Below are 17029 nucleotides of genomic sequence, written 5' to 3'. Positions count from 1 at the left end.
GGTTTATGCCTCCGCTGCCGGTTCATCTTTTGGCGGCGCAGGGAACTCACCGAGCTGGATGTTTTCAACCAGGCAACCGGCGGCGTAATCCTCGATAACGTAATCAATGTTCATGGATTCGTAGTTTTCGATGCGGTCAAGCTTGCCGTTCTCATCGATGATGCGGCGATGGCTGTCATCCATGTAGTAAATCGACAGGTTTTCGAGGGTAGTCACCATCAGGCCATTCGCCGGGAAGAACGGCACGCGCACCGCTGGCAGGTTGCCGATGCGTTTCTGGCTGACAATCACGTCCGCCGCCATCGCTTCGGTGTTGGCCTGCTCCTGATTCACAATCGGGAAGTATTTGTCGGCCAGTAGCTGACGACCACAAATCACCACAAGGTCAGGGTCTTCCTGATACCACGGCGCAATCATGGTATTGGTGGCATCCATCACCAGCGCATCGAGGTTGGCGTAATCGCCGTGTTTACCCACGCGGATCACATCCGAAACAGTGCCATCTTCAGCGGTATGTTTGTTCATCACACGTGCGGGCGCTTCGTTGCGGTATTTCTGCAACCAGCCGACCGCCACGTCCTGCAACAGGGGATTTTTGCTGCGGTCAGAGGTTGCAGCACGCTTAATGCCGTTGAAACCGGCCATCATTAAATCGAGCGACTGACGTTTGATAATGGCGTTACGAATACGCAGCTGGAAGTCCTGGAAACGCGCCCATAAATCGAGGGTACGAAAACGAATATGGAAATCGAAATTGACCTGATCACATTCGTATTTATTGGACTCCAGCGCGGTGAAATCTTCGGTCTGACGCTCATGACCACTGGCGGTATCGGCGGTGCTGGCAATTGAGCCGGAGACACCGACACCGATTTTTTCCCCCTTCATTTCCGCGACCGGTACCATGTTGATGCGGGTCAGAAAGTCGGATGACTCCTGCATGGTGTTCATCAGCGTTTGCGTGACGGACGGGTCAACGCTGAATTTTTTGGTCATGTCGCCGGTGTCGACGTTGTTGAGCTTCGCCACCTGGGTGAGGTAGGCGTTAAATTTAAAGCGGGTTTGTGGGCGCATTGTTTTTCCTGATTAATGAGGTTGTTCGGGGTTAACAGTTGGTCAGCACTGAGTCGCCATTGCCGCCGCTTGCCGGTTCGCGACGGCGCTGCGTAAAGCTCTCCGTGTTGTCGAGTGAGGTTTCCAGCGTGGAGAGTTCGCCTTTCAGGGTGCTGAATGACAGCTCCATCGCGTTCAGGCGTTGCTCGGTGGCGTCGTGGTTGGCCTGCACCTGCTCTGTGACCACCGTTACCGCTTCGTGCACATCGCTGAAACGTGCGTCATCATCAGCCTGTTTACGGCTGAAAATGCCTTTGACGGTGTCGGTCAGTTTGTTCAGCAGGGTGTCGGGCTGGTCTTCAAATTCCAGCTCAGCCAGGGTGGCAACCGAGAACAAATCTTCCGGACGTTCTTTGCGACCCGCGAGCGGATTGGTTTTGGCACGCGAGCAGAATTCCAGATATTCAGTGCCGAGGCTTGCCGGGTCATCAGTGACCGCGAGGCCAATCAGATAGCACTTGCCGGAGTTGGAGAAATTCGGGCGAATTTCCATCGAGGTGTAAACCTTCTGGCCTTTGCCGACCATTTCCACCAGGTTCGCCAGCGGGGTGATGCGGGCAAACAGCGCGAGCTTGCCATTCAGTACCGAATCATCATCAATGGTTTCGGCTTTCAGCTCGGTGACATCGCCGTAGCGGCAAAATGGGCTGTCAGGTAACACACTGGTGATGTGCTCGAGATTGATGCGTGCGCCGTAGACACGCGGGTCGAATGAATCGGCCATTTCCTGAATATCGGTGCCGCTGATCACGCGACCGTCGCAGGTGTCACCTTCGACGCCGATGCGGAACCATTTAGAAACTTTCTTTGCCATGTTCAGGAGTCCTGAGTGTGGGGTGATTGGGTCAGGCTTAGTTTCCTGACTCTGCACCCGGCCTGCCATTCATCCCGGATGGCTTACCCCTGACACAACAGCACCTTAGCGCGCATCGCACCCCGCTTCAGTAGCCTTGCCTCTGTCGAATAACGCGAGGCAAACATGACCATCACCACCGATACCTCCATTCTTAAAGATCCACGACGACAGGCGTCACTGCTCTACTGGCAGGGGTTTTCCGTGCCACAGATTGCCGAAATGCTCGGACAGAAACGCCCGACAGTGCAGAGCTGGAAACAGCGCGACGGATGGGACGGCATCGCGCCGATCACCCGAGTCGAAAACAGCCTCGAAGCACGATTAATTCAGCTGATTACCAAGCCGAAAAAAGACGGCGGCGACTTCAAAGAAATCGACCTGTTAGGCCGACAGATTGAGCGGCTGGCGCGGGTGAATCGCTATAACCAGACCGGCAGTGAAGCGGATTTAAATCCCAACGTGGCGAACCGCAATAAAGGCGAGCGTAAGAAGCCGAAAAAGAACTATTTCAGCGACGAGGCTATCGAGAAACTGGAGGAGATTTTCTTTGCCGAATCCTTTGAGTATCAGCTCGGCTGGCATCAGGCGGGACTGCAACACCGTATCCGCAATATCCTCAAATCCCGCCAGATTGGCGCAACATTTTATTTCTCGCGTGAATCGCTGTTACGCGCCCTGAAAACCGGCCATAACCAGATTTTTCTCTCGGCATCCAAGACGCAGGCGTATGTGTTCCGCGAGTACATCATCCAGTTTGCGCGCCTGGTCGATGTTGACCTGACAGGCGACCCGATTGTCATCGGCAACAACGGCGCAAAACTGATTTTTCTCGGCACCAATTCCAACACTGCGCAGAGCCATAACGGTGACCTGCTGGTCGATGAGATTTTCTGGATCCCCAACTTCCAAAAACTGCGCAAAGTGGCATCGGGCATGGCTTCGCAACAGCATCTGCGCTCAACCTATTTTTCGACCCCGTCCACGCTGGCGCATGGCGCGTACCCGTTCTGGTCAGGCGAGCTGTTTAACAAAGGCCGGTCGGATAAAAGCGAGTGTGTGGATCTCGATATCAGCCACACCGCATTAAAAAACGGCATGGCCTGTGCCGATGGCCAGTGGCGGCAGATTGTCACCATTGAGGATGCGCTCGCCGGGGGCTGTGACCTGTTTAATCTCGACACGCTGAAGCGAGAAAACAGCGCCGAAGATTTCCGCAATTTGTTCATGTGCGAGTTTGTCGACGACAAAGCCTCGGTGTTTCCGTTCGAGGAGCTGCAACGCTGCATGGTCGACAGTATGGAAGCCTGGGCGGATGACTGGCAGCCGTTCGCCACACGCCCGTTTGGTTATCGCCCGGTGTGGATTGGTTACGACCCGTCACACACCGGCGACAGTGCCGGATGCGTGGTGCTGGCTCCGCCGGTGGTAGCTGGCGGTAAATTCCGCATTCTGGAGCGTCACCAGTGGAAAGGGATGGACTTTGCGACCCAGGCCGAGTCCATCAAAAAGCTGACCGAAAAATACCACGTCGAGTACATCGGTATCGATGCGACCGGTATCGGCCAGGGTGTTTACCAGCTCGTCAGAGCGTTCTACCCGGCAGCGCGGGAAATCCGTTACAGCCCGGAGGTGAAAACCGCGATGGTGCTCAAAGCCAAAGACACCATTGGCCGCGGATGCCTGGAATATGACGTGAGTTATACCGACATCACCGCCTCGTTTATGGCTATCCGTAAAACCATGACCAGCAGCGGGCGCAGTGCCACCTATGACGCCAGCCGCAGCGAAGAAGCCAGCCACGCCGATGTCGCGTGGGCAACCATGCACGCCCTGTTAAATGAGCCATTAACTGCCGGTAGCGGCAACGCATCAACCTCAATTCTGGAGTTCAACTAATGGCGAAGAAACGCAAATATCACGCAGCAAAAAATACCATCACACCACCGGCTGCGGCACCGCAAAAAATGGAAGCCTTCACCTTTGGTGAGCCGTCGCCGGTGCTCGATCGCCGTGACATTCTCGACTACACCGAGTGCGTCGGTAACGGTAAATGGTTTGAGCCGCCGGTGAGTTTTACCGGTCTTGCTAAAACGCTGCGCGCTGCCGTTCACCACAGCTCGCCGATTTATGTAAAGCGTAATATTCTCGCCTCGACCTTTATCCCGCACCCGCTGCTTTCGCAGCAGGATTTCAGCCGCTTCGCGCTGGATTTTCTGGTGTTCGGCAATGCGTTTTTAGAAAAGCGCATGAGTGTCACCGGCAAGCTGTTACGGCTCGAAACCTCACCGGCCAAATACACCCGTAAAGGCACCGGCGAGGATGCGTACTGGTTTGTGCAGTCGTTTGTCACCCCGCATGAGTTTGCGCCGGGTTCGGTGTTCCATTTACTGGAGCCGGATATTAACCAGGAGCTGTACGGCCTGCCGGAATACCTCAGCGCCCTTAATTCAGCCTGGCTGAATGAATCGGCAACGCTTTTCCGTCGCAAGTATTACCAGAACGGCGCGCACGCCGGTTACATCATGTATGTGACGGACGCCGCGCAGAGCAGCACGGATGTGGAATCCCTGCGCGAGGCGATGCGCAGCTCGAAGGGACTGGGGAACTTCAAGAACCTGTTTTTCTACGCGCCGAACGGTAAACCGGACGGGATTAAAATCGTCCCACTCAGCGAGGTGGCGACCAAAGATGATTTCTTTAACATCAAGAAAGCCAGCGCCGAGGATTTAATGAGCGCGCACCGTGTGCCACCGCAAATGATGGGTGTCATCCCGAATAATACCGGCGGTTTCGGTGACGTGGTGAAGGCCGCACAGGTGTTTGTGCGTAATGAGCTGACGCCGTTGCAGGAGCGAATCAAGGAGGTGAATGAGTGGATTGGTGAGGAGGTGATCCGCTTTAAGGCTTACGAGCTGACACCCGCCGAATAATCCCCCGCTTTCAGCCGCTCACGTAGCGGCTTTTTTACGCCCTAGCCTCACGCCCTCAGAAGCGCCACACAGTGCGTACACCAACAACCCCACCCAAGCGAAGCGGAACACCAAAACTCGCCATCACGACGCGCTCAGGCGCAAATTAAATAAAATAAATACCACGCCAGCGCGCAATGCTATCCCCGCCACGCCTGCCCGCTTCATGGGTCGGTTTTAATGCAGTTGCCTGACATATCGTAACCCGTATGACGCCTGGCGCTTTAGAGTGAAAAATTAGTAGATGGATTAATGCAATTTGATGCGTACGGTGCATGCATGACTCATATGGGATCTAAGTCATGGAAAATGAACGTTTATTATGGAAGATCGCTCTTCTATCTCAAGTAATATGGATTTTATGATGAGTCGGTCAGCTAAGCAGATTCAACTGGTTTGTGCGTTACGCGAATACGAACGTGATAATAAAAATTTTACGATAGGCGATTTAGTGGCCAAAACAGGCTACAACGAAAACAGTGTACGGAAATATATTAATGAGAAATTAAATGGCGTACATCTACACCAAATAGACGAAAAACTGTGGCGAGCCGAAGGGGTGCTCAAGCTTTCTGATGACGATTTCTGCCAGTTGATGTCACAGTCTTTAAAAGCGAAAGCTCTAACGCCCGACATGCGCCTAAGTCGTAGCTTGATGAAACGTAGCCTTGATGCTTTTACACTTGCATTAGAAGTATACAATCGTCCTAGCTTAGAGAACCGAGTTGAGGCTTTTTGCATTTTTTCTGTCAATGCTTGGGAACTGATGCTGAAGGCCATTCTGATAAAAACATCCGGCTCGGAAGCTGTTTTTCAAAAGAATAGACGCTCGATTTCTATTACCGATGCGGTAAATAAAACTTTGCAGCAGAATGACCCCATTAGAAAAAACATTGAATCATTGATTGAGCTCCGAGATAGCGCCATTCATCTGCTGATCCCAGAGCTACAACCTCAATTGTCCCGCTTATTTCAAGCTAATGTACTGAACTATCAACAAAGATACACCCTCGAAATGGGTTGTTCGCCACTTTCTGGCCAAAGTGTTGGCATGCTCAGTTTAGTTGTAGATGGAGCTCATAGTGAAATCGCGATGATTAAGGAAAACTATGGAGAGATGACAGCAGATGCCGTGGCTGAATTTTTAGATAAATTTAATAAAACTGCAGCGGAAGCTAATTCCTTTGAGTTCAGTATTCCGATGGATTACCGTTTGACATTAAGTCGCAGTAAGAAAAATAGTGATTTGGTGCTGAGTACAGGTGATAACGGCCAAAAGGCCATTATCATTAGGGAAACAAAGGACCCTGACACAACTCATCCACATTATAGCACTGGTGCAATTGCACTTATAAATTCAAAGCAAGATGTCAATATAACCACGTATTCATTTCAGGCCGTAATAAAAAAACATGGTATTCAAAAAGATAGAAAATCTGAAATGCACTATGAAATTGATAGCCGACACCGTTATTCAGATAAATTCATCAATTGGTTCATTTCTAATCTATCACAGCCTAACTGGTTAGATGATGCAATTGCATCATACAAAAGAAAATAGCTATTATACACAAGTCATGAACCTGATGACTTGCTCACTAACCATGGAATTGTATTAACTTAGATTTGATCTGACGCTGTTACGGCACAGAGCTAAACCTGATTTGACAGGCTGCTCTGCGCCAGGAGCGGATATTACAAGCACTAAGGCAGGACTGCCTTTGGATACAGGGTTGAAAAGTCTGGATTATACGTGGTGATTCAGACCTACCTGAGTAAATAGACATGCAATGATAAAAATATTTAGTTTGTAGTGAAGAGCATTATGGGATATACAAATAAAATAGCGTCTAACAAAATCAAGTACAATCAATGACTGTACTTGATTTTAATTCTAAATCTAATTGTTATTTATTTTAAAAATTGAGTGTGACATTCTGGTTCCTGCGCCAACAATTCTAGCAAAAACCTTTAGTTGTTCCTTTATGAAAATATTATCACTTACTTTTGGATAGTTAACTGCGTGATCTATTTCACCCCAAACCTCCTCAAACAGGGTTCTAACCTGAACCTCACATGTTATTTTGCTCGTGGAGTTAGCTTTGAAAACATAGTGAACACTAGTATAGAAGCTTTCTTTTTGTTCTGTAGTTATGCCTTCATCTCTAAAGAATGATGCATATTCAGGATCCCATGTGTAAGCTTTGGGGGTTTCATACAAAGCTAACTCGCCATCATCAACATATTTCATAAGTCGTTTGTGTATGGCATCAAACTGACCTTGGTGTATGTGAAGTATCCTTATTCCTACGATATCAGTAATTAAATCCATTACATTGTCTTTGTTTATTTCTAAACCACCTAATTCTCTTATTTTCTCATTTTTTCTAGTAATTTTCTCATTTAAATGCTCTATATCTTTTGTTCTTTTTTTATGACTATGAACATGCTCTTTTAGAATAGGATCCCTAGTAATATATGATACGATTCTATCTGAGAATATCTCATAGTCATGAATATGTTCATTGATGCTTTGAATGATATCTTCATTTTTCATATTCATTTGCTAATCTCCTCTACTCGTAAAAGGACTTCATTAGCAAAACATGTATACACTTGACGAGTTGCGAGATATTCATCCCTTCGTCCATTGATAGTACTTCTATCCTGAGCGTCGTAAATGGAGTCGCTTGATGGAAGAAGCCACATAGGTTTCTTATATTTTTGGGCGTTCGCAGGCATTGTAGCGTGACCATATATTATGGAGTTTCCACCAATAAACTTCTTTATGGTTTCTTTAGGGATAGGGGCATAGCATTCTTCGGGTATATGATCTAAAATTTTATTTGGTAGCTTTTCTGCCCAGTTGTAATGTGCTTTGGCTATTTTAAGTGGATTGGATGCATCCTCTCTTTTTTTTGCATTATATATTGTATAGCCTATTAATTTTACGAACTTGTTAGGTAGGTACGTTTTTTTAGAATTAGGAAGTAACGACATCATTGTATCAAAGTCTTTTTTCCATGTTTTTAATGCACTCCCTATATTCTTTATTCCGTAACCAGAAAACATATCAGGAGCACATGGAATCAAAAAACCATCTGAATTAGATATTATAACCTTATTCAAGATACCTAGACTCGGAGATGTATCAATCAATATCACATCGAAGCCAAGTTTCTCCGTATAAATTTTACAAATCCTTCTTATGGCAGTGATAACACGAAGGGCTTGAGGTTCACCCAAAAATGCTTCACTCCACTGCTTTGAAAGTTTGTTTTCAAAAAGATGCAATGTTAATCTGCCAGGAATTAAATGTAAGTTATCATTAACTTTTATACTCGGGGGTAGTTGTTCTTCTTCTGACTGACCATCTTCTGAGGGTTTCAGTATGTAGTGAATTGATCGTGGCTCATTATGTATTTGACTGAATTCAATATCCGAACAATCAGATTTTGCCTTTTCATAATCTTCAATAAATGGATCTTCTGCATCCCAAATTTTTTCTATCTGCTCATCGTCAAGGACGAAAAGACTTAAATTAGACTGAGGATCTAGATCTATCATCAATGTTTTTTTTCCTGACTCTGCTAATGCATGGGCCAAGTGATAGGTCATTGTTGATTTGCCGACACCGCCTTTGTTATTAAAAATGGCTATAGATGACATTTAGAAATCTCCTTTGAAAAAAATATTATAACGATACATATTATTTTTTAACTAATTTAGGCTTAACAAGCCTAGGTCTTATAGCATCCAATGAACAGAGCATTTTTTTGCAGCCAGCACTGAACTTGACATACTACACTTTTCTTTATGCCAGTATACACTGGCATTCCCGCTAATAGCTGAATCACCCGCAGAACGGTTCAATAAGTGTGTTGCATGCATCGGTTGAACTCACAGCTCTTAGCAGACTGTCAGATGTAATCATGTCTTACTACAGAACATCGTCATATCAAGTCTGAGCTAATACATTTGAGTTACTGATGGAGTTCGGCCCCACGCTTTTTCTGGAGCAAAAGTTCGTTGCGTGTACCGACATTCCGAATGTCTGTTCTGTTAGTGCGTCTCTAAACATTTTCTTAACTTCAGAATCATCCCAGCTAGCAGCACCACTATCCAAAAGATTCGGCACCGCGGTGGCTTGCTCAGATGCTATAGGGATTATTTCCGCTTCACTATTCAAACCACCTGACCCACAGTTATTGACAGGACTCCGAGTCGCGGCAGAGCAGCTCTTTAAGGTCAAAAGATTAAGGTCAACGTCAACGGCTTTAGCAACGATACGCCATTGAGTTGTACGCGTGACATGAACATTGTCAGAGCCAAGATGCGGGGCGAAGATGCCCACAACCTTCTGCACCTCCTCGTCATACGCATTAAGCTCGTCAGCCACCTTACGGGCGACACGGACGGTTTGTGCGTCACGTGGAACGTTTGCCCCACCCTGTGCGGCAATGTACAAATCAAAATCACCGCCGTCGGCTGCGGCTCTGACATCTTCGACTCGCTCATCAAGCTCACTGGCAATGCTCACGCCACGCGGTAATTTACGCAGCTCGCGATAAGCGCCCATTGTCGGAACACCAATCGGTTTAAATTGAGGGATGCGCCATGTGGACGCCCAGGCATTAACTGCGGCTGCAGTGTCTTTTAACGGTTTACCTGTATCTTTATCCAGTTCGCCATCCAGCGCGTAACCGTCGATATTCTTCGCGATGTATTTTGCGATATAACCCGCCGCCCCACCTTTGTTGAGGTGCTTACACTCAAAGCGATTTTTGGCCGCCCCGCGCTCATCACCATCTTCTTTTAAAGAGTAACGACTCATGATCCCGATAACCTGCTGACGCTGGTCAGGCTGGCAGAAAAGCATCATGTGCCAGTGCGGTGTGCCGTCATGGTGAGGCTCGACGACGCGCATGCCATACACATTAAGGCCATTGTCTTTGAATGCGGTGCGCATCTTGCTCCAGATGTCACACAGATAGCGCTGACCCTCTTTTGGGCTGTAGGCTTCATCGTTCCATTTATGGTTAAGCTGGACGGTTTTATCCGCACCAGTGACGCGTGTAGGGTGATATTTGGATGGAGTAGTGATGGTAATAAACATTCCGACATCACCTTTGCTGGAAGCGTAACGCTCAATCCCCGCAATGGTGTTCATTAATTCCATGCGGCGGATTTCAGGGTTAGAAATGCTTTTAAGCACCTTATCAATCAGGTCGATCCGCTCGCCGGTTTCCACGTTCTCCAATTCGCGGCTTTTCAGATATTCCAGATTAGCCAGGCGACGCGCATGTACATCACGAATGGCTTGTTTACTGGCGTAAGGTGAACGTTTCTTACTGACCTCACCGACTGCAATTAACAGCGCTTCATTCCAGCGGGTGCGCTGTGCTTTAAACTGCCCCACCCACCAGTCATCGGTAATCAGACGGAACACCGCTGAAAATGCTTCACGTACTGTGAGTTTTCCTTTGCGATACTTTTTCCAGTGCAGTGGCGTAACGTTGAATGCGCGGGCTGCCCCCGCAATTTCACCGTAGAGCCAGGATTGCGCCTCATCAGTAAACAGCACTTCCTTTTTATCGCCCTCATGTTCACTGGCGTAGCTGTCGCTGAGTTCTTCGTATGCACTGAATAACTGAGCCGCTATCCGACCCGCGAACTTCTCCAGCGCTTTATCGTTCATACCCGGCAGCTGTGAATAAGCATCCTGTTCGGACAGAAAACGCATCGAGGCGGCAGTGTTCATCCGGTGATTGAGATTGACGCGTTCAATGCGCGGCCATAAGCGCCGTTTAAAAGTGGAGGTCAGGAATCGCAGAGCATCAAGCTGGCTTGAGTGGCGTTTAAGCCAGTAATAACGGTTACTGAATTTGGTGCCAAGGGTATGAGGAAGTGTATTAATATCAGCTAAAACCGCTTGCACCTGACGGTGTTCGTCACGTGTAAGAGGTCTGTCATAGGGATCTCGCGAGATAGCCTCGCGCGGAGCGTTCCAGGGATAGGCACCGACGAATGACTTGCCGGTGCTTTGAATCAGAGGTGTTGCAGAAGGAGCTGTATGCCCCTGCTCATTACTGTGCATTGGCTTTAAAAGCGTTTTCACATACTTGTGCAATGCGCGCAATTTCTGCGGTCATTGTTTCAATCGAATCGACAGCGGAGGTCTGGATATGATGGTGGATCAGGCCGGATACAAGCTGGTTAATTTTCGGGTAATAACCGATAGTATCTAACCATTCTTTGCCTGCCATTTTCCCTGTTTTCGCTATCTTTTTTTCCTGCAAAATAAACTGATACTGATCGCTGGTAATGACCCATTTATCGCCAACCTGAATATGGACAGACATATTTAACCCTCAACATTATTGATTTTATTCATGGCGGTCTGACACAGCTCGCCACAGTGATTTATCTCTTTTAAAAGTTCGTTGGTGTTATTGACTCGTTTCAGAAAAATAGCCCGTTTAACCATCAGGTTAATCAGGTCGGAAATCAGCTTTAACTCACTGGAATAAATGGCGACCGTTGGATAAGAAACCGCACCGGTATCCTTATCGTGTTTAACATCAGCCAGAACAAATGAGCCATTCAGCTTAGTGACCGAATACCAGTTTTTGACGATGACCCGACGGTTACTCACAAGCCAGCCCCTTGCTGATAACTCAGACCTGATTCATGCAACTTCCGCGATTCCTGGTGAAGCAGTTCCACAATCTCAACACCAGACAGTTCGTTGTTTGTGATATGACGGATAAGCCCGTCAATGTGTGACGAGTACTTAACAGCCGCATCAGCCTTGCCTTCCGCTCGAGCCTGAGTGAGAAGTGAATTTAATTGTTCGGTGTTACGTTGGTGGTTAATTCTTACGGCCATAATCCCTGACTCCAGATAATAAAAAGCCACACACCGTGAAGTGCGTTAATTTTTTCCGTACATTAATTAATGGAGATATTGTTCAGGTTTAACTGCTGTCAATATTACTGGCGTGTATTCAAATAAATTAAACAGCTCGCGCATTGCCCGTATGAGAGCATCCCGCCAATGACATTGTTCGTTTTCGATATACCAGTACGGTTGATTAAATTCATCTTCTGTCAGCCCTGCATGTAAAAACAACGTGCGTCGCTGGCTCACGGTCAGACGACCAATGAACCCTGCTTTACTTACGCCTAAAGCTCGCTGTTTTGTGAATGCGCCGCGCAGTTCATCAATGGCGCAGACAATACGCTCACGATCACAATCGTTCATTTCTTCCAGACGCATGACTGAATGGCGTTGTTTTAACTGAGCGTGAAAGCAAAGTGTAAGGCGTTCACGTTCCAGCATGTCATTGTAGAAATTACAGGATTCAACCCAGCGAGGTTTTGCCAGGTGTTTAGCGACCAGACCACGCAGGCCAGAAGGTTGATTTTTCACTACTGCAAATGTCATGACTGTCATTTAAATAGTCTCCCTGCCACTTTCAGGCAACGCTGAAAAGCTCCGGTAACGTTATAACGACGCGGCTGACGAATGATTACGCCTTTACGTCCTTTGCCGTGGGTAATAGTGAAATCCATCGGGCGCATTGCCTGATGGGTGTGCAGGAGTTGAGCAATACATCGTGGTTCAGTCATCACATTCCCCTCAGCTCATCGGCTCGCCTAAACCCAGCCACATTAACCACCCTTCCCTGATTTCTTTAGGGCGGCTCTCATACGCCATTTTCATCCCATTATTCCAGGCTGGCAGGTAGATCCAATACTCACCAGCACGACCAGTGCAAGATTGCGGATCTGTCATTTCAACTACTGGAAGCTTTCCTCTCTCTATCATTTTCTTTACTGCCGATACCGGCTTCCCAATAAGCCGAGCGAACTCTTGATAAGGTACGGCATCCGAGGCGCTTACAACCTGTTTGCTCATCTGCTACGATTCTCCGTTTACGTTATTAGTCGTCTAAAATCGCTAATAGTCACCATGAGTAGTTGCTTAATCGACTCACTAAGCACCCGATTTCGCAAAGATTACTCTGTTATCGTTTTATTATCAACAATGGACTTAAATCTATGACACTACCTATCCATGAAAAGCTTGCTATTTTGCGTGAGTCAGAAAGACTTAATCGAAGACAATTCAGTGAGTTAACAGGAATCCCCTATAGTTCAATGTCTAGCTATGAGAAGGGGGTTAAAGATATGGGAATACAGGCAGTAATGAAGATATTGCAACACCCTCAGTTTAATAAATATACGATGTGGTTCATTACCGACCAAATAAATCCAGAATCCGGGCAGATTGCACCGGCACTCGCACACTTTGGGCAAGGAATAACAATCTCACCCCACTCAGAGCAAAAAACTGGATAACCATTTATCATCGATACATACATTCGAAATGTATGTTATTGGCAGATAAATACCCTAAGTACAGACGTAAAGAATTACGAGCAAAAAGTAAACATACCACTCGGAGGGTTTTCTGATGACAATCAAGAAACTCGATGATGGTCGATGGGAAGTGGACATAAGACCTGCTGGTCGCGACGGAAAGCGTATCCGCAGGAAGTTTGAAAAGAAAAGCGAGGCAGTTGCATTTGAAAAGCACACTCAATACAACCACCACAATAAAGAATGGCTGTCGAAGCCAACAGACAAACGACGTCTGTCACAACTGACCCAAGTGTGGTGGAAGTTAAAAGGACAGCATGAGGATTATGGTAAATCGTATCTTAGTAAGATTGAACTCTTTACCAAGATAACCGAAGACCCATGTGCGTTTCAGATTACTAAATCGTTAATCAGCCAGTACAGCACTGTGCGTAGGAGCTTGGGTATTAAACCTGCAAGTATTAATCGCGACCTGACTTGTTTGAGCGGAATGTTTACAGCGCTCATTGATGCTGAATTATTCAATGGTGAACATCCGTTCAGAGGCATGAAGCGGCTCAAAGAGCAGCAACCGGAAACTGGGTATCTGACGCAGGATGAAATCGTGCTTTTGTTATCAAGGTTGCAAGGTGATAACAAGAAGATCGCCGTACTCTGCCTGAGCACTGGAGCAAGATGGGGTGAGGCTGCGAAATTAAAAGCCGAGCACATCATCCAGAATCGTGTGACGTTCGTTAAGACGAAAACAAACAGGCCGCGCACAGTTCCGGTATCAAAAGAAGTAGCCGAACTGATTAGCTGTAACAAGCGAGGGTTTCTGTTTTTGGATGCGTCTTATACACAGTTCAGAAGAACCCTTAAAGAAGTGAAACCCGATTTACCATCTGGTCAAGCAACCCACGCACTTAGGCACAGCTTTGCAACTCACTTTATGATCAACGGGGGAAGTATTATTACGTTGCAAAGAATACTAGGGCATTCGCGAATAGAGCAAACCATGACCTATGCTCACTTTGCACCCGAGTACCTGCAAGATGCAGTGATGCGAAATCCATTACACGGTGGAACTGACGTGAAAAACGTCCACACAGTGTCCACAGAAGAGTAGCTTTACGGGGCTTTCAGGGGGCTTGAGTATCTCGCAAACCCGCATTCTACCGCTGAAAGCCCGTATTAGCGGCAAAGAAAAAGGCCCTTGCGCAGGCCTTCTTTTTTGTACTTATCCCGTTTGAGGTGCTTTTTACATCCAGTAGATTGGTTGCTCGTGACGCAGTGTGCCATCGCAAAAGCAACGGCACTCTTCAATGCTGTTCCCCCAGGCGTCAGGGCTAATGAAGACTATTGCACTGAAGTCCTCGGCGCATGACATATTCTGTATCCGGGGTCGGCTTACAAAACACTTCCACTGCATTCCTGCCACTCTTTTTGGCACGGTACATGGCTTCGTCACCAGAATGCAGTAAATCGCGAGCGTTATCTGCCAGGTCTGGGTACATCACCACACCGATACTTGATGAAATATCCAGCTCCACACCATCGTCCATGATGAAAGGTTTTTCAAGAAAGGCACGGATTTTCTCAGCCACCAAAACAGCATCTTCTGTGTTGCTAACATCAGGCAGGAGGATAACGAATTCATCGCCGCCGATGCGCGTGGCAATATCAGACGCTCGTAGAACAGCCTGTATCCGGCTCGCAACCTGCATCAGTAACCAATCGCCGGCATTGTGCCCATACTGATCGTTGACCACCTTGAACTTATCCAAATCAATAAACAGCAGTGACAACTTGCGCTTTTCCCGCTGGGCGAGCGCAAGCATTTGCCCAAGCCGCTCTTCCATCATCCGCCGATTGGGCAAACCGGTCAGCGGATCGACAAACGCCATGTTGCGGATGGCTTCCTCCGCAGCTTTACGCTCTGTGATATCCATCATGACGCCCACTACACCCGCCACTTCGCTGTTGCTGTCGTGGAATACTGCCTTGCTAAACACCCCGTCCCGACATGATCCATCGCGATGCACTATCCTCGCTTCATAGGCCATAGAACCTGGATGATCTAACAGAGCGATGTCTGCCTCGACAAAGACCTGAGCCACTTCCTGAGGCCAGAGATCGAAAGCGTTTTTGCCCAGGACTTCTTCGGGTGATTTTCCTTTGAGTTCTTCGAACGCCCTGTTACACATCAGATAGCGTCCGGCACAGTCTTTAGCGAATACCGGGTTAGGGATTGCGTTGATGAGGGTTTGCGCAAACAGTAATTGGTTGGCGAGTTCTTCACGAACCTGAGCCAGTGCTTTCTCCGCCGTCTTACGCTTGGTGATGTTCCGCGAGCTGCCCACTGCGTGGGTCGGTTTTCCTGCGTAGTCCAGCATGATAGTCGCCGCTGCCTCGATAGGGACACAATGCCCTTCCCTGTGCAAGACCTCTGTCTCAATATGGATGAAACGGCCCGTCATATCACCGTCATTAACGCGCTGAAAATGCTCCGCCAGTACATCTCGACACTGCCTGAATGAGTCCGGTGACATCGAGGCAGCCAGACAGTGACTGGACAATTCTTCCTGCTTCCAGCCACGCAATCTCTCCACTGAAGGGCTGATATAGCTGTACTGCATCGAGGGGTATTGCATCACCCAGACCACATCGTTACTGTTTTCTGCTATCAGGCGATAGAGTACCTGGCTTTCATGCAATGCCTCGGCCAGACGCGAACGCTCGATGACCATTTGCGCGAGCCGGGCGTAGTCTTCTAGCAGGGCAAGGTCATGGATATCTGGTACTGCTGGCGCTCGTTTATACAGGGTGAAGGCTCCGAGGATTTCCCCTTCATTGTTTTTGATAGGCTGAGCCCAGGATGCACGCATTCCGAGGTCGAGCGCTTTTTCACGCTTTTCGGCCCAGCATGGATGTGTTGCCACATCCTCCGCAATGACTGTTTCTCCACGAAGAACGGCTGTCACAGCAGACCCGAATCCTTCCAATATTGGGAGACACTTTGTCGCGCTTAACCACGCCTCAGACAAATCAGGTGCGGAACATCCTCTCAGCTCTCGGCCATCGTCAGAAACTAACAATACAGCTCCCTGCATGCCGGGACGATACTCATTGATAATACTCACCATGGTGTCCAGTACTCTGGACAGTGGAGCATTCTGACTCAGTTGCTCCAGCACCTGATTGTTCAGCCACAGAATATGGTTACGTGCAGACAATTCACGGGTGCGTTCCCTGGCCAGTTCCTCGAGCTTGCGGTTTTGCTCTCGCATTGCAATCAATGGGTAAATTTCGTCTTGCTGACCTGAACTGTACGGAATAGAGATACCGCTATGCGCAATTTTCCAGTCATCATTTTCTAGTCGGAAAATCAATACCAGCCGGGCCGTTTCGTTCGACAAAATTTGATCAACAATGGGCAAATGAATATGGAAGAAGGCTGTGACCACCACCACATCGTCACTGACATCCTGGAAAGAAAGATCCAGCGTTTCGATGCGCAGACGTTCGGGTATTTGTGCGAAATCCTGGCGGGTTATTTCCACCCACTCATCCGAGTTTTTGACCAGAAAATCACCGCTGCCGGTGTAGCCACTGAAATTGTTACTGAACCGCGTGGTTAGGCGTTCATCGCGTGCTGCGTACATCTCGATGTACTCGTTGTACAACGATCGGATAAGTTCCTGGCGGTCTTGCTGCATTTGCGGCCC

The 17029-nt window shown here is 47.9% G+C and carries 17 protein-coding genes; 5 read left to right on the top strand and 12 right to left on the bottom strand.

What is annotated here, in order from left to right:
- Window positions 1-3: 3 nt before the first annotated feature.
- Both D8682_RS23670 and D8682_RS23665 read right to left on the bottom strand, forming a co-directional pair.
- Window positions 4-1074, bottom strand: coding sequence for a phage major capsid protein, P2 family (locus D8682_RS23670; RefSeq protein WP_121815264.1), 1071 nt, complete (start codon window positions 1072-1074; stop codon window positions 4-6).
- Between the two features lie 31 nt (window positions 1075-1105).
- Entirely contained in the window at window positions 1106-1927 is an 822-nt protein-coding gene (locus tag D8682_RS23665) for a GPO family capsid scaffolding protein (protein WP_121815263.1), read from the bottom strand.
- A 165-nt stretch (window positions 1928-2092) separates the two neighbouring features.
- Between D8682_RS23665 and D8682_RS23660 the strand changes: the two genes are divergently transcribed.
- The 3 genes from D8682_RS23660 (at window position 2093) to D8682_RS23650 (ending at window position 6499) form a co-directional block, all read left to right on the top strand.
- The gene (locus tag D8682_RS23660) at window positions 2093-3865 is read left to right on the top strand and encodes a terminase ATPase subunit family protein (RefSeq protein ID WP_121815262.1); all 1773 of its coding nucleotides are present in this window, start codon (window positions 2093-2095) and stop codon (window positions 3863-3865) included.
- A complete protein-coding gene (locus tag D8682_RS23655) occupies window positions 3865-4899 on the top strand; it encodes a phage portal protein (protein ID WP_121815261.1) in 1035 nt (344 codons plus the stop codon). The genes D8682_RS23660 and D8682_RS23655 overlap by 1 nt, the downstream gene beginning before the upstream one ends.
- 361 nt (window positions 4900-5260) lie before the next feature.
- On the top strand, window positions 5261-6499 hold the full coding sequence (locus D8682_RS23650; protein ID WP_202914358.1) for a DUF3644 domain-containing protein: 1239 nt from the start codon (window positions 5261-5263) through the stop codon (window positions 6497-6499).
- Between the two features lie 339 nt (window positions 6500-6838).
- On the opposite strand, the gene D8682_RS23645 is transcribed toward D8682_RS23650, so the two are convergent.
- The 9 genes from D8682_RS23645 to D8682_RS23605 form a co-directional block, all read right to left on the bottom strand.
- Window positions 6839-7501: a RelA/SpoT domain-containing protein gene (locus D8682_RS23645; protein ID WP_121815260.1), complete on the bottom strand. Its 663-nt coding sequence runs from the start codon at window positions 7499-7501 to the stop codon at window positions 6839-6841.
- The gene (locus D8682_RS23640) at window positions 7498-8607 is read right to left on the bottom strand and encodes a ParA family protein (RefSeq protein ID WP_121815259.1); all 1110 of its coding nucleotides are present in this window, start codon (window positions 8605-8607) and stop codon (window positions 7498-7500) included. The genes D8682_RS23645 and D8682_RS23640 overlap by 4 nt, the downstream gene beginning before the upstream one ends.
- 289 nt (window positions 8608-8896) lie before the next feature.
- Window positions 8897-11035: a replication endonuclease gene (locus D8682_RS23635; RefSeq protein WP_121815258.1), complete on the bottom strand. Its 2139-nt coding sequence runs from the start codon at window positions 11033-11035 to the stop codon at window positions 8897-8899.
- On the bottom strand, window positions 11025-11300 hold the full coding sequence (locus tag D8682_RS23630; RefSeq protein ID WP_121815257.1) for a DUF5405 family protein: 276 nt from the start codon (window positions 11298-11300) through the stop codon (window positions 11025-11027). Before D8682_RS23630 ends, D8682_RS23635 begins: the two co-directional genes overlap by 11 nt.
- Before the next feature lie 2 nt (window positions 11301-11302).
- Window positions 11303-11593, bottom strand: coding sequence for a DUF5405 family protein (locus tag D8682_RS23625; RefSeq protein WP_121815256.1), 291 nt, complete (start codon window positions 11591-11593; stop codon window positions 11303-11305).
- The gene (locus tag D8682_RS23620) at window positions 11590-11826 is read right to left on the bottom strand and encodes a DUF2732 family protein (RefSeq protein ID WP_121815255.1); all 237 of its coding nucleotides are present in this window, start codon (window positions 11824-11826) and stop codon (window positions 11590-11592) included. Before D8682_RS23620 ends, D8682_RS23625 begins: the two co-directional genes overlap by 4 nt.
- A gap of 66 nt (window positions 11827-11892) precedes the next feature.
- On the bottom strand, window positions 11893-12393 hold the full coding sequence (locus D8682_RS23615) for a replication protein B (RefSeq protein WP_121815254.1): 501 nt from the start codon (window positions 12391-12393) through the stop codon (window positions 11893-11895).
- Window positions 12390-12569, bottom strand: coding sequence for a hypothetical protein (locus D8682_RS23610; RefSeq protein WP_121815253.1), 180 nt, complete (start codon window positions 12567-12569; stop codon window positions 12390-12392). The genes D8682_RS23615 and D8682_RS23610 overlap by 4 nt, the downstream gene beginning before the upstream one ends.
- Before the next feature lie 10 nt (window positions 12570-12579).
- Window positions 12580-12858: a regulatory phage cox family protein gene (locus D8682_RS23605; protein ID WP_121815252.1), complete on the bottom strand. Its 279-nt coding sequence runs from the start codon at window positions 12856-12858 to the stop codon at window positions 12580-12582.
- 143 nt (window positions 12859-13001) lie between these two features.
- Between D8682_RS23605 and D8682_RS23600 the strand changes: the two genes are divergently transcribed.
- Window positions 13002-13301 carry a helix-turn-helix transcriptional regulator gene (locus D8682_RS23600; RefSeq protein WP_121815251.1) on the top strand — a complete coding sequence of 100 codons (300 nt, stop codon included), beginning with the start codon at window positions 13002-13004 and terminating at the stop codon, window positions 13299-13301.
- A gap of 115 nt (window positions 13302-13416) precedes the next feature.
- Window positions 13417-14430, top strand: coding sequence for a tyrosine-type recombinase/integrase (locus tag D8682_RS23595; RefSeq protein ID WP_121815250.1), 1014 nt, complete (start codon window positions 13417-13419; stop codon window positions 14428-14430).
- A 220-nt stretch (window positions 14431-14650) separates the two neighbouring features.
- On the opposite strand, the gene D8682_RS26850 is transcribed toward D8682_RS23595, so the two are convergent.
- Entirely contained in the window at window positions 14651-17020 is a 2370-nt protein-coding gene (locus D8682_RS26850) for a diguanylate cyclase (RefSeq protein WP_162303044.1), read from the bottom strand.
- Window positions 17021-17029: the final 9 nt, after the last annotated feature.

It is taken from the genome of Buttiauxella sp. 3AFRM03 (assembly GCF_003675305.1).
Classification (GTDB): domain Bacteria; phylum Pseudomonadota; class Gammaproteobacteria; order Enterobacterales; family Enterobacteriaceae; genus Buttiauxella; species Buttiauxella ferragutiae.
The sequence above is the reverse complement of the archived record's forward strand: the minus strand, read 5'-3'. Positions and strand labels throughout refer to the sequence as shown.

Coding starts and splice junctions, on each gene's coding strand:
- D8682_RS23670 (WP_121815264.1), bottom strand. CDS start 1,074: ATGCGCCCACAAACCCGCTTTAAATTTAACGCCTACCTCACCCAGGTG.
- D8682_RS23665 (WP_121815263.1), bottom strand. CDS start 1,927: ATGGCAAAGAAAGTTTCTAAATGGTTCCGCATCGGCGTCGAAGGTGAC.
- D8682_RS23660 (WP_121815262.1), top strand. CDS start 2,093: ATGACCATCACCACCGATACCTCCATTCTTAAAGATCCACGACGACAG.
- D8682_RS23655 (WP_121815261.1), top strand. CDS start 3,865: ATGGCGAAGAAACGCAAATATCACGCAGCAAAAAATACCATCACACCA.
- D8682_RS23650 (WP_202914358.1), top strand. CDS start 5,261: ATGGAAGATCGCTCTTCTATCTCAAGTAATATGGATTTTATGATGAGT.
- D8682_RS23645 (WP_121815260.1), bottom strand. CDS start 7,501: ATGAATATGAAAAATGAAGATATCATTCAAAGCATCAATGAACATATT.
- D8682_RS23640 (WP_121815259.1), bottom strand. CDS start 8,607: ATGTCATCTATAGCCATTTTTAATAACAAAGGCGGTGTCGGCAAATCA.
- D8682_RS23635 (WP_121815258.1), bottom strand. CDS start 11,035: ATGCACAGTAATGAGCAGGGGCATACAGCTCCTTCTGCAACACCTCTG.
- D8682_RS23630 (WP_121815257.1), bottom strand. CDS start 11,300: ATGTCTGTCCATATTCAGGTTGGCGATAAATGGGTCATTACCAGCGAT.
- D8682_RS23620 (WP_121815255.1), bottom strand. CDS start 11,826: ATGGCCGTAAGAATTAACCACCAACGTAACACCGAACAATTAAATTCA.
- D8682_RS23615 (WP_121815254.1), bottom strand. CDS start 12,393: ATGACAGTCATGACATTTGCAGTAGTGAAAAATCAACCTTCTGGCCTG.
- D8682_RS23610 (WP_121815253.1), bottom strand. CDS start 12,569: ATGACTGAACCACGATGTATTGCTCAACTCCTGCACACCCATCAGGCA.
- D8682_RS23605 (WP_121815252.1), bottom strand. CDS start 12,858: ATGAGCAAACAGGTTGTAAGCGCCTCGGATGCCGTACCTTATCAAGAG.
- D8682_RS23600 (WP_121815251.1), top strand. CDS start 13,002: ATGACACTACCTATCCATGAAAAGCTTGCTATTTTGCGTGAGTCAGAA.
- D8682_RS23595 (WP_121815250.1), top strand. CDS start 13,417: ATGACAATCAAGAAACTCGATGATGGTCGATGGGAAGTGGACATAAGA.
- D8682_RS26850 (WP_162303044.1), bottom strand. CDS start 17,020: ATGCAGCAAGACCGCCAGGAACTTATCCGATCGTTGTACAACGAGTAC.